The sequence below is a fragment of the Micromonospora sp. NPDC048871 genome (genome assembly GCF_043198155.1).
Classification (GTDB): Bacteria; Actinomycetota; Actinomycetes; order Mycobacteriales; family Micromonosporaceae; genus Micromonospora.
This window is the reverse complement of the sequence record NZ_JBICUM010000013.1, coordinates 96551-108895: the sequence shown is the minus strand read 5'-3', so window position 1 is coordinate 108895 and position 12345 is coordinate 96551. Positions and strand designations below refer to the sequence as shown.

The following is a 12345-nucleotide window of genomic DNA, read 5'->3' as shown; positions in this document are numbered from 1 at the left end:
GACGCCATGGCCCGGATCGGTACGCTCTGCCGCATGAGACGTCGAGGCGTGACCGTCCTGCTCGGTGCTCTGCTCACCGCTCTACTCAGCATCGGGGTGCTCGGTGCGCCCGTCCCGTACGTGGTGCTCGGTCCCGGTCCGACCGTGGACACCCTCGGGCAGGAGGACGGCAAGGAGGTCATCCAGGTTTCCGGACGGGAGACCTCCACCTCGACCGGTCAACTCCGGCTGACCACGGTGGGGGTGCAGCCCAGCGTCAAGCTGCGGACCGCCATCCAGGGGTGGCTGGACGACGATCAGGCGGTGGTGCCGCGCGAGCTGGTCTACCCGCCGGGGGAGAGCCGGGAGCAGGTCGAGCAGCGCAACGCCGAGGACTTCCAGGTCTCCCAGACCAGTGCGGAGACCGCCGCGCTGCGCAAGCTCGGCTACGAGGTCCAGGTCGTCGTCCGGGGGGTCTCCGCCGACGGTCCGGCGGTCGGGTTGCTCCAGGAGGGTGACGTGATCACCTCCGTGGACGGCGAGGCGGTGCCGCTGGCCTCCCGGCTGACCGAACTGATCAGGGCCAAGCCGGCCGGCACCCCGCTGCGGATCGGCTTCACCCGCGAGGGGGTGGCCGACACCGCCACGATCGCCACCCGGGAGATCGACGGTCGCCCCCGCATCGGGGTGGACATCGGGCAGCAGCAGCCGCATCCGTTCACCCTCTCCTTCGACCTCAAGGACATCGGGGGTCCCAGCGCGGGCCTGATGTTCGCCCTGGGGATCATCGACAAGTTGACCCCGGAGGATCTGACCGGCGGCCGGATCATCGCCGGCACCGGCACCATCGACGACTCCGGGCGGGTCGGTCCGATCGGCGGCATCCCGCAGAAGCTGGTCGGGGCCAAGGAGGCCGGTGCCACCGCCTTCCTGGTGCCGGCGGCCAACTGTGCCGAGGCGGTACGCAACCGGCAGCCCGACCTGCCGTTGGTCAAAGTGGGTTCGCTCGATGAGGCCCTGGCGGCGCTGGAGACCCTGCGGGCCGGCGGCGAGCCGACCCACTGCTGAATCCTGCGCTGACCGCACCGCCCGCCTCCGGCCGGTCATCCCGCCTCTGAGCAGGGCGAACGCGCGGGAGGTGGCGATCCGCGAGGGCCGCCGCAGGCGGCTGCCCCGCGACCTTGCTCGGATGCTTCCAGCCACACCCCGTACTCTGGGTGCCTGGTCGGTGCCGATCATATCGAGCGTGCGGAGCCAACAGTGGTCATGCGTAGCAGCAGCCCCCTGCCGAGGATGAGCCGACGTGGACGCGTCACGGTCGGCGTATTGATCGGGGTGTTCGTCCTGTTCACCCTGCTGGGCTGGGGGGTGCAGGCCTGGACAGACTGGCTCTGGTTCTCCGAGGTCGACTACACCCAGGTCTTCACCGGGGTCCTGCTCACCCGGCTGGTGCTCTTCCTGGCCGGCGCGGCAGCGATGGCGGCCATCGTCGGGGGGAACCTCTGGCTGGCCCAACGGCTGCGGCCCCGCAACCGGCCGCATTCGCCGGAACAGGCCACCCTTGAGCGTTACCGGATGCTGCTCGGCCCCCGGCTGGGGATGTGGATCGCGCTGGCCGCGGCGATCGTGGGTCTGTTCGCCGGGCTGTCCGCGCAGAGCCGCTGGAACCAGTGGCTGCTCTTCCGCAACGGCGGCGACTTCGGCGTCAACGATCCCGAGTTCGGTACGGACATCGGCTTCTACATCTTCCAGTTGCCGTTCTGGCGCTTCCTGCTCGGCCTGGGCTTCACCGCCGTGGTGCTGGCCCTGATCGGCTCGCTGGCGGTGCACTACCTGTTCGGCGGGGTGCGGCTGCAGGGCGTGGGCGACCGGATGACCAACGCCGCCCGGGCTCACCTGAGTTCCCTGGTGGCGGTCTTCGTCCTGCTCAAGGCGGTCGCCTACGTGCTGGACCGGCGTTCCATGCTGCTGGAGTACAACGACGGGGTGGGGGTCTACGGCGCCGGGTACGCCGACATCAACGCCCTGCTGCCGGCCAAGGAGATCCTCGCCTACATCTCCGTGGTGGTGGCGATCGCGATCATCGTGTTCTCCAACGCCTGGATGCGCAACCTGGTCTGGCCGGGCATCTCCCTGGCCCTGCTCGGGGTCTCCGCGGTGGCGATCGGCGGCATCTACCCCTGGGCGGTGCAGACCTTCGAGGTCAAGCCGAGCGCCCGGGACAAGGAGGCGCCCTACATCGAGCGCAGCATCCAGGCCACCCGGGCCTCCTTCGGGTTGGACATCGCCCAGCACACCCCGTACGCGGCCAGCAATTTGACCCCACCGGAGAGCCTGGCCACCGACACCTCGGTGGTGTCGAACGTCCGGTTGCTCGACCCGCAACTGGTCAGCGAGACCTACACCCAGTTGCAGCAGGTCCGTGGCTTCTACGACTTCGGCCCGAAGCTGGACATCGACCGGTACACCGTCGAGAACCAGACCCAGGACTACGTGGTCGGCGTACGCGAGATCAACTACGGCGAGCTGACCGCCCAGCAGAGCAACTGGATCAACCGGCACACGGTCTACACCCACGGGTACGGGGTGGTGGCCGCTCCCGCCAACCGGGTGGTCTGCGGTGGTCAGCCGTACTTCGTCTCCGGCTTCCTCGGCGACCGGGCGCAGGAGTCCTGCTCCTCGCCCACCGACCTGATCCCGGCCAGCCAGCCCCGGATCTACTACGGCGAGCGGATGCAGGGCAGCGACTACGCCATCGTCGGCAAGCCCAACCCGGACGCCAACCCGGCCGAGTTCGACCGGCCGGCCGGCGAGACCGGTGAGGGTCGCGAGTCGTACTACACCTACACCGGTTCCGGCGGCGTCGAGATCGGTTCGTTCACCCGGCGCCTGCTCTACGCCATCAAGGAGCAGGAGGCGAACTTCCTGCTCTCCGAGGCGGTCAACGAGAACTCCAAGCTGCTCTACGTGCGTAACGCCCGGGACCGGGTGGAGAAGGTAGCCCCCTTCCTGACCCTGGACGGCGACCCCTACCCGGCGATCGTCGACGGCCGGGTGCAGTGGATCGTGGACGGTTACACCACCGCGGCCACCTACCCGTACGCGGAGCGGGTCAACCTCCAGCAGGAGACCACGGACGAGTTGACCGGCCGGGGCACCATCCAGCTGGCCCGGGAGAACGTCAACTACATCCGCAACTCCGTGAAGGCGACCGTCGACGCGTACGACGGCACGGTCACCCTCTACGAGTTCGACGAGAACGACCCCGTGCTCAAGGCGTGGAACAAGGCCTTCGGCGGTGACCTGATCAAGCCGCGCGCCGAGATCCCGGAGTCCCTGGCGGCCCACTTCCGCTACCCCGCGGACCTGTTCAAGGTGCAGCGCAACCTGCTCACCCGGTTCCATGTCACCACCCCGGGCGACTTCTACTCCGGGCAGGACTTCTGGCAGGTGCCGAACGTGCCGGACGCGCCGGACAGCGAGGTCAAGCAGCCGCCGTACTACCTCTACACCCAGTTCCCCGAGCAGGACGCGCCGACCTTCCAGCTGACCAGCGCGGTCACTCCGAACGGCCGGCAGAACCTGGCGGCGTTGATCTCCGGGTCGTACCAGGACGGGAAGCCCAGGTTGCAGGTGCTGGAGTTGCCCGACCAGACCCGGGTCTCCGGCCCGGTGCAGGTGCACCAGCAGATGACCAACAACGCCAACATCCGGCAGCAGTTGAACCTGCTCTCCTCCAACCAGGCCCAGGTGCAGTACGGCAACCTGCTCTCCCTGCCCTTCGGCAACGGGATGCTGTACGTCGAGCCGGTGTACGTCAAGAGCAACCAGACCGACGCGTACCCGCTGCTGCAGAAGGTGTTGATGTCCTACGGTGACGGCGGTTCCTTCGTGGTCCTGGCCGACAACCCGAGCGACGGCATCAAGCAGTTGGTCGAGCAGGGCAAGCGGGCCGCCGCCGGTAACCCGCCACCGGCCACCGAGCCGCCGGCCGGGGACGAGGAGCCTGGGGCCACCCCGTCGCCGACTCCCTCGGCCACCCCGCCGGCCGGTGACGCGCCGCCGATGACCGGCGACCTGGCGACGGCCGCCAACCGGGTGCAGGCCGCGATCACGGAGGTGCGGGCCGCGCAGACCTCGGGCGACTTCGAGCGGTACGGCCGCGCGTTGAAGGAGTTGGACGAGGCCCTCACCGCCTTCCAGCAGGCCCAACAGACGGCCAATGGGGGCGGGGCCCCCGCGAGCACCCCGTCACCGACCGGCTGATCTGAGTCGAAAAGGGGCCTGCCGTCGGTGATCCGGCGGCAGGCCCCTTTCTGCTGGTGCCGTGCCTACGGCCCGGCGGTTACGGGGTCGTTTTGCGGCGGCCGGGGGTGGTGCGCTACGGTGGATCTAGCGACGCGGGGTGGAGCAGCTCGGTAGCTCGCTGGGCTCATAACCCAGAGGTCGCAGGTTCAAATCCTGTCCCCGCTACTGCCCGACCACGGCCCCGGACTTCAGTCCGGGGCCGTAGTCCTTTTCCGCGCTGCGTCAGGCCCGCTCTGCCGGCTCGTCGGGATTGTGGCGGTGTTCGCGCCGATGGCGGGGGTGGGTGATCGGTGCGGTCACGGGTGCGGTAGGCTGAATCTACCGACGCGGGGTGGAGCAGCTCGGTAGCTCGCTGGGCTCATAACCCAGAGGTCGCAGGTTCAAATCCTGTCCCCGCTACTACCTGGCAACGGCCCCGGACTTCAGTCCGGGGCCGTTGTCGTTGTCCGGGACATCCTCCGGGCCGCTGTGCCGCTCGGCGTCGAGGTCGACACGCAGGTATTGGTCGACGGTGGTTGCGCCCGTCAACGAGGATGACGACATGTCTTCGTTGAGCAAATGGTGGGGCCGGCTCGGCACCCTCGTGAGCGTGGTCGTGCTGTCGGTGTTCGTCCCGGTCGCCGCCTGGGCCTCTACCGGGACCGGGGAACTGGTCGTCGAGGCCGCCCGGCGGCGGCGGGGTGGCGGCTTCATCGGCTTCCTGGGTCTGCTCTGCTGCCTGGTCGTGGTGGTCGTGATCGTGCTGCTGGTGCTCCGGATGACCCGCCGACGGCGCTGACCCGGCCCCGGCCGCACCCCGGCCCGACCCTCCTCGGGGCCCTTGCCTGTCGGCGGCGTGCCCGGCACATGGTCTACTTGTCGCCGTGGAACTTCTGCATTCGGGCAAGGTGAGGGACGTCTACGCCGACGGCGACGACCTGATTCTGGTCGCCTCGGACCGCATCTCCGTCTATGACGTGGTGCTGCCGACCCCCATTCCGGACAAGGGCAAGCTGCTCACCGCACTGTCGCTGTGGTGGTTCGAGCAACTGGCCGACCTGGTGCCCAACCACGTCATCTCGGCCACCGAGGTACCGGCGGAGTTCGCCGGCCGGGCGATCCGGTGTCGTCGGCTGGAGATGGTGCCCATCGAGTGCGTGGCCCGAGGCTTCCTGACCGGTGGGGGTCTGAAGGAGTACGAGCGCACCGGCGCGGTCTCCGGTGTCGAGTTGCCGCGCGGGCTGGTCGAGGCATCCGTCCTGCCCGAGCCGATCTTCACCCCGTCGACGAAGGCGCCGGTGGGTGAGCACGACCAGCCGATGACCTTCGCCGAGGTGGTCGACAAGGTAGGGGCCCAGACCGCCGAACGGTTGCGTCAGTTGACCATCGACGTCTACTGCCGAGGCACCGAGCTGGCCGCGGAGCGGGGCATCCTGGTCGCCGACACCAAGATCGAGCTGGGTTGGGCGGCGGACGGCACCCTGGTCCTCGGCGACGAGGTGCTCACCCCGGATTCCTCCCGGTTCTGGCCGGCCGAGTCGTACCAGCCCGGCCGGACCCAGTTCTCCTACGACAAGCAGTACGTCCGGGACTGGGCCGCCGGTAGCGGTTGGAACAAGCAGGCCCCGGCGCCGGAGGTGCCGCCCGAGGTGGTCGAGGCCACCCGTGCCCGCTATGTGGACGTCTACGAGACCCTCACCGGCAAGCGCTGGGAGTAGCTCACTCCAGCCGGTGCCGTCCGGTGTGCTGCTCGGTGACCGCAGTGGCGGTGATGATGCGTACCGTGGTGCCGGCCGGGCCGGTAGCGACCTCCATGGCGTCGGTCAGCTCGCGGGCCAGCCACAGGCCCCAGCCCCCGGCGGTGTCGGGAGCCGGCCGGTTGCGGTTGTCCAGCCGCTGAACGCTGATGCCCTGGCCGTGGTCGGAGACCTCGCAGAGGATCAGCCCGGGCTCCGCCCACATCCGCAGCCAGCCCCGGCCTCCGCCGTGCCGCACGGCGTTGGTGATCAGCTCGTTGACGGCGAGCACGAAGTCGTCCAGGCGCTCCTCGCGCAGGCCGGCGGCGTGCGCACAGGAGGCGACCGAGTGTCGAAGCTCGGTCACCTGCGCCTGGTCGAAGGCATCGGCGATCAGGAGGGCATGTTCGATGGGCACCACCGTACGCGGTGTAGGCGGTTCTGCGTTTGTCATGGCCCTGTCCCGACAGAAGATCGCGGAGCTTTACGCGGCATTTACCACCGTACGTCAGGGTTCATTCGGTCGCAGCGGCCGAAGTGGGAACCGATCACCTGTGGCATGGTGACCCACGTGCCCACGCCCGGTGGTTTCGAGATCCCACTCTGGCGTGCCGTCGCGGTCTTCCGGGTGGCATCGCTGGCGTACGTCTGTGTGATCGTTGCCCGCGACGCGGACCGGTACGCCCACCCGTTCGCCGCCGGTGCGCTGGTGCTGGCGATGGCGGCCTGGACCCTCGCCACCGCGATCGGCTACGCGGCGCCCAGCCGGCGCGGCTGGCCGTTGCTCCTCGCCGACCTGGGCGTCATCGTGGCCATTCTGCTGGTCACCCCCTGGGTGATGGGCCGGGAGGCGATTGAGGCCGGGCTGCCGACCCTGGCGGTCGCCTGGTTGAGCGGGCCGGTGTTGGCCTGGGCGGTCTCCGGTGGACGGCGTCGTGGGGTGACCGCCGCCCTGGTCATCGGCGGCACCGACCTGCTGACCCGGGGCATGGTCACCCCTACCGCGATCAACGGCGCCATCCTGATGCTGCTGGCCGGGGTGGTGGTCGGGTATGTCGCCCGGCTGGCGGTCCGGGCCGAGCAGCGGTTGCAACAGGCCGTGGAACTGGAGGCGGCCACCCGGGAACGGGAGCGACTGGCCCGCGACATCCACGACTCCGTGCTCCAGGTGCTGGCCCTGGTGTCCCGCCGAGGGGAGCGACTCGACGGGGAGGCCGGTGAGCTCGCCCGGTTGGCCGGCGAGCAGGAGGCGGCCCTGCGGGCGTTGATCTCCGATGCGGGTCCGCGCGTCACCGACGGGCCGATGGACCTGCGGGAACTGCTCGGCCGGTACGCCTCGGCCAGCGTTTCGCTGTCCACCCCGGCCACCCCGGTGCTGCTTGCCCCGCCGGTGGCGCGGGAACTGGCCGCCGCCACCGGGGCCGCTCTGGACAATGTGGCCCGGCACGGCGGGGGACGGGCCTGGGTGCTGGTCGAGGATGAGGGTGCGACCGTGACCGTGTCGATCCGGGACGAGGGGCCGGGTTTCCCTCCGCAGCGGCTCACCGAGGCCGCCGCCCAGGGCCGGCTGGGGGTGGCTCAGGCCATCCGGGGTCGACTGGCCGACCTGGGTGGGACCGCCACGATCAGTTCCGTGCCGGGCAGTGGTACCGAGGTCGAACTCACCGTGTCGAGGAGGAGACCGTGAGCGGAGTACGGGTGATGGTGGTCGACGACCACCCGATGTGGCGCGAAGGGGTGGCCCGGGATCTGGCCGAGGCAGGCCACGAGGTGGTGGCCAGTTGCGGCGAGGGACGCCAGGCGGTCCGGGTGGTGGCCGCCGCCCGCCCCGACGTGGTGGTGCTGGATCTGCAACTGCCGGACATCTCCGGGGTGGAGGTGATCCGTGGGGTCCGTGCGGCCTGGCCGTCGGCCCGGGTGCTGATGCTCTCCGCCAGCGGCGAGCAGCAGGGGGTGCTGGACGCGGTGAAGGCCGGGGCCACCGGCTATCTGCTGAAGTCCGCCGGGCACGCCGAGTTCCTCGACGCGGTACGGCGCACCGCCGCGGGGGAGCCGGTCTTCACCCCCGGTCTGGCCGGGCTGGTGCTCGGCGAGTACCGCCGGTTGGCGGTTGCCGGTGGGCCTCAGTCGCAGCAGGACGACGGCACCCCCCGGCTCACCGAACGGGAGACCGAGGTGCTCCGGCTGGTGGCCAAGGGGATGTCCTACAAGCAGATCGCCGGCCGGCTGGGCCTGTCCCACCGCACAGTCCAGAACCACGTGCAGAACACCCTGGGCAAGTTGCAACTGCACAACCGGGTGGAGCTGACCCGCTACGCGATCGAGCGGGGCCTGGACGACTAGGCGTGCGCCGTTTCGCCGAAACGGCGGGGTCCGGCTCGACGGGATATCGCCACTTCGGCGAAGCGGCGCCAGCCACCGGACGGAGTCAGACCGCCCGGGGCGGCCGGGTCTCGTTGACGGCCAACTCCTCGGCGCTGGCGCCGCCGCCGGCGGCTCCCGCGTCGTACGCGATCGAGTCGGCTTCCTGATCGGTGTGGGTGCCCTCGTCCGGCTGGACCAAGCGGCCCACGTCGTCCTCCGTGGTGCCCAGTTGCCCGTGGTCGTAGAGGGAGACCGGGGAGTTCGGGTCGGAGGTCGGACCGGGCTCCATCACGTCGGCGTCGAGCTGCGCCTGCGCGGCCTGCTCCCGACTGTCCGCCTCGGCCGCGATGTCCGGGTCCACCGGGGCGGCCAGGGGGTCGTCCACCGGCAGCTCGAACTGCTCCCGGCTCAGCTTGTAGTCCAGCGACTCACCGTCGAGCTGCTCGTCGGCGGTGACCCCGAACTCGTCGACGGCCACCGGTACGCGGTCACCGGGCAACTGGGCGGGCGCCGGGCCGTCCGCTTCCCGTCCGGTCAAGACGTCGTCCCCGGCCGTCGAGTCGTCATCGGCGGTGTCGGGCAGACCGTCGGCCTCGGGGTCGGACAGCGGGGCGGGGTACTCGTCTTCGCGCATACCTGCTCCACTACCCGCTGCCGGCGGTGCCGTAACCGGCCGGGCCGGTGCCGATCGGCGGATGGTCCAGGCCCTCAGCGCACCTCACGACGCTGGCGGGCGAACGCCGCCACGGTGTCGACCGCGCTGCGGGCGGCGGCCAGGCCCAGGGCGGCGGTCATCCGGATCAGCTGACGGCGGCGGCCCTGCCAACCACCGACCGGGATGCCCTCCCCGGCCGGGCGGAAGACATTGCCCGCGCTGGGTGGGCGGACGGCCAGGCCCAACTGGGTGCGCCCGGCGTACCAGGCTAGGGCGCGTTCGGCCAACGCCGGGGCCAGCCGCCACTGGAGGCCGATCAACCGGGCCGCGCCCCCGGCGTACGCCTCCCGGCGCGGACGGCGCAGCAGCCGCACGATCGTCTCCGCGACCAGCTCCGGAGGGTAGACCGGTGGCGGCGGGGCCAGGATCCGGCCGGTGTGGTTGGCGGCGTGCCGGAAGAAGGGGGTGTCGATGGCGGCCGGCAGCACCGTGCAGATCGAGATGGCACCCCGACCGGTCAGCCGCAGTTCCTGGCGTACCGTGTCGGTCAGGCCCCGGATGCCGTGTTTGGCGGCGTTGTAGGCGGACTGGTACGGCATGGCCACCTCGGCCAGCACAGAGGCGTTGTTGACCACCACACCCCCGCCGGCCGCGGCCAGGTGCGGCAGGGCGGCCCGCATACCGTAGGCGGTGCCGAGCAGATCCACCTCCAGCACCCGGCGGAACTCCGTCACCGGGATCTCGTCGAAGAGTCCGACCACCCCTACCGCCGCGTTGTTGACCCAGGCGTCGATGCGGCCGAACCGGGCCACCGCGCTGGCGGCCAACCGCTCGACCGCCGCCGGGTCGGTGATGTCCGTCGGTACGACCAGGGCCTGCGCGCCCAGCTCGGCGCAGCCCTGGGCCACCCGCTGCAACGCCGGCTCGGTGCGGGCGGCCAGCACCACCCGGCACCCGCTGCGCGCCAGGGCGTACGCGGTTGCCGTGCCGATGCCGCTGGAGGCGCCGGTGATCACCACCGTGCTGTCGCGGAGCGGTCGGGCCAGAGGCATTTGACACCGATACCCCACCCGGGGACCGGTCATGCCGCCGCTCACATCCCGATCTGCCAGGTTTCGGCTCGTAGAAGGCCGGTTAATGGGACGCTCTGACCGGAGGACCACCGCCTAATCCGCATGGAGGTGACCCATGCGCGTCGGCCTTGTCTGTGCCCACGCCGCTGCGCCGACCTCCGGCGACGGAACCGTCGTCGGCACCTACCAGCACATCGCACGGGTGGCCGCTGAACTTGCCGGTCGAGGGCACGACGTGCGGGTCTACACCCGCCGGGACGATCCGGACCTGGCCGACAGCGACAGCGTGGACGGTTACCGCATCGAACGGGCCCCCATCGGACCGGTGACCCCGATTCCCACCGCCGAACTGGTGCCGTACGTGTCGGAGTTCGGCAGGTGGCTGGCCGACCGGTGGGCGGCCGACTGGGCCCCGGAGGTGGTGCACGGTCACTACTGGATCGGTGGGCTGGCCGCCGCGCACGCGGTCCGGGAGACCGACATCCCGGTGGTGCAGACCTTCCACTCGCTCGGCATGGAGCAACTGCGTCACCTGGGCCCGCAGTACGACGGCCCGGGCACCCGCATCCCCCTGGAGCGGGCGTTGACCCGGGCGGTGGACATCGCGGTGGCCCAGTGCAACGACGAGGTGGAGGAACTGACCCGGATGGGTCTGCAACGGATGTCCGTGGCGATGGTGCCGACCGGAGTGGACACCGGCCGGTTCCACCCCGACGGGGAGGCCGCCCCCCGCGACCAGCGTCCCCGGATCCTCTCGGTGGGCGGACTGGCCCCCGGTCACGGTCAGGAGGACCTGATCCGGGCCATGCGGCTGGTCGGGGAGGCGGAACTGGTGATCGCCGGTGGCCCGCCGGCCAGTCAGTTGGCCGGGCACGCCGAGGCCCGTCGGCTGCGTGAGATGGCCGAGCGGGTGGGGGTGGGGGACCAGGTGCACCTGGTGGGTGCGGTGCCGCACGAGCAGATGCCCACCTGGTACCGCTCGGCCGACGTGGTGGCCTGTACCCCGCACTACTCCTCCGCCGGCCGGGTGTCCCTGGAGGCGATGGCCTGCGGTGTCCCGGTGGTCGGGTACGCCATGGGGGGCATCGCCGACGCCGTGGTCGACGAGGTCACCGGCAAGCTGGTGCCGCCGGGGGACGTCCGCACCCTGGGCATGACCCTGCGCCGGCTGCTCACCGACAACGCGGGCCGGTTCGCGTACGGGCACGCCGCCGTGGACCGGGTCCGGTGCAGCTACACCTGGGAACGGACCGCCACCGCCCTGGAACGGCTCTACGAGCGGGTGATCGGGCGACGTAGACCGGTCGAGGCGGCCTGAGTCGACAGTGGACCCTCCGCCACCCTGGGCGACAGCCTGGGGGTCTGCCGGGGGGCCGGGGCGGGATCCCGTACGGCCCGCGCGGTCTCCTGGGCCACCGCGTGATGATGTTGCGGCTCGGCGTACCGGGTCAGCCCGATGACAGCCGCCAGGGTGACCAGGAAACCCAGACCGGCCAGCCATTCCCGGCCCGGCCAGATCTTGTCGTTGAGCAGCACCAGCCCGATGATCGCGGCGGGCACCGCACCGGCGGCGTCCATCGCGGCCACCGCGGCCGTGGTGGAGCCCCGCTGCATCGCCAGCCCCAGCAGCAGTTGGCCGACGATGGAGTGGCCGATCAGCAGGTAGAGCAGGGGGTCGGCGAGGAAGGCGCTCCAGGTAGAGGCGGAGGCGAGCGGCCGGGCGGCCACCGCGGCGGCGGAGAAGCCCAGGCCGGCCAGGGCACCCAGGGCCACCGAGCCGGGTACGCCCTGCAACCGGGCTGCGGGAACGCCCAGCACCGCGATCGCCCCCAGCGCCCCCAGCAGGGCGATCACCCCCGCCATGCCCAGGGGCTTGGAGGGGGCCGGCTGCGCGGAGAGCACCAGCGCGGTGATCCCGCCGACCAGCAGGAACAGCAGGACCACCTCGGCCACCGGCAGCCGCCACTTCAACAGGATCACCCCGAGTACGGCGGTGACCCCCAGCCCGGCGGCCACACTGGCCTGCACCAGGAACAGGGGCAGGTCCCGGCGGGCCAGGAAGGCCAGCACGAATCCGGCTACCTGACAGCCCAGACCGATCAGGTAGGTGCGGTGTCCGGCCAGGCGCCACAGCAGCCCGGGATCGAAGGTGTGCTGCACGGTGGTGCGAGCGGCGGCGACCGATTGCAACAGGTTGGCGATGCCGTACGCGACGATCATCGCCGCCAGAAAACACCAACTAGCGGTAGCC

At 70.9% G+C, this 12345-nt stretch carries 10 protein-coding genes, 2 tRNA genes and 1 pseudogene; 9 read left to right on the top strand and 4 right to left on the bottom strand.

The features are described 5' to 3' along the window. Positions 1-33: 33 nt before the first annotated feature. From ACGFIK_RS23725 to ACGFIK_RS23700, 6 genes are all read left to right on the top strand, one after another. Positions 34-1047: a PDZ domain-containing protein gene (locus ACGFIK_RS23725; protein ID WP_327024205.1), complete on the top strand. Its 1014-nt coding sequence runs from the start codon at positions 34-36 to the stop codon at positions 1045-1047. A gap of 198 nt (positions 1048-1245) precedes the next feature. Beyond that, entirely contained in the window at positions 1246-4245 is a 3000-nt protein-coding gene (locus ACGFIK_RS23720) for a UPF0182 family protein (protein WP_327024206.1), read from the top strand. 133 nt (positions 4246-4378) lie between these two features. Next, a tRNA-Met gene (locus ACGFIK_RS23715) sits at positions 4379-4452 on the top strand. A gap of 160 nt (positions 4453-4612) precedes the next feature. Next, positions 4613-4686: transfer RNA gene (locus ACGFIK_RS23710), tRNA-Met, on the top strand. A 142-nt stretch (positions 4687-4828) separates the two neighbouring features. Continuing rightward, complete coding sequence (locus ACGFIK_RS23705; RefSeq protein WP_327024207.1) at positions 4829-5065, top strand: hypothetical protein; 237 nt, start codon at positions 4829-4831, stop codon at positions 5063-5065. 85 nt (positions 5066-5150) lie between these two features. After that, complete coding sequence (locus tag ACGFIK_RS23700) at positions 5151-5984, top strand: phosphoribosylaminoimidazolesuccinocarboxamide synthase (protein ID WP_327024208.1); 834 nt, start codon at positions 5151-5153, stop codon at positions 5982-5984. An 18-nt stretch (positions 5985-6002) separates the two neighbouring features. On the opposite strand, the pseudogene ACGFIK_RS23695 reads toward ACGFIK_RS23700, so the two are convergent. Then, positions 6003-6456, bottom strand: a pseudogene (locus tag ACGFIK_RS23695) (ATP-binding protein); the annotation flags it as partial. 117 nt (positions 6457-6573) lie between these two features. Here ACGFIK_RS23695 and macS point away from each other — a divergent pair. Together macS and ACGFIK_RS23685 are read left to right on the top strand one after the other, a co-directional pair. After that, a complete protein-coding gene (macS, locus tag ACGFIK_RS23690) occupies positions 6574-7689 on the top strand; it encodes a MacS family sensor histidine kinase (RefSeq protein ID WP_393341360.1) in 1116 nt (371 codons plus the stop codon). 14 nt (positions 7690-7703) lie between these two features. Then, positions 7704-8345: a response regulator gene (locus ACGFIK_RS23685; protein WP_393341412.1), complete on the top strand. Its 642-nt coding sequence runs from the start codon at positions 7704-7706 to the stop codon at positions 8343-8345. Between the two features lie 85 nt (positions 8346-8430). Here ACGFIK_RS23685 and ACGFIK_RS23680 read toward each other — a convergent pair whose 3' ends face one another. Next, complete coding sequence (locus tag ACGFIK_RS23680) at positions 8431-9000, bottom strand: DUF5709 domain-containing protein (protein WP_327024211.1); 570 nt, start codon at positions 8998-9000, stop codon at positions 8431-8433. Positions 9001-9074: 74 nt separating this feature from the next. Then, positions 9075-10073, bottom strand: coding sequence for an SDR family oxidoreductase (locus ACGFIK_RS23675; RefSeq protein ID WP_327024212.1), 999 nt, complete (start codon positions 10071-10073; stop codon positions 9075-9077). Positions 10074-10209: 136 nt separating this feature from the next. Between ACGFIK_RS23675 and ACGFIK_RS23670 the strand changes: the two genes are divergently transcribed. Continuing rightward, positions 10210-11412, top strand: a complete 1203-nt coding sequence (locus tag ACGFIK_RS23670; protein WP_327024213.1) for a glycosyltransferase — start codon at positions 10210-10212, stop codon at positions 11410-11412. Here the strand turns inward: ACGFIK_RS23670 and ACGFIK_RS23665 are convergent. Continuing rightward, positions 11367-12314 carry a hypothetical protein gene (locus ACGFIK_RS23665; protein WP_327027438.1) on the bottom strand — a complete coding sequence of 316 codons (948 nt, stop codon included), beginning with the start codon at positions 12312-12314 and terminating at the stop codon, positions 11367-11369. The genes ACGFIK_RS23670 and ACGFIK_RS23665 overlap by 46 nt on opposite strands. Positions 12315-12345 lie beyond the last annotated feature (31 nt).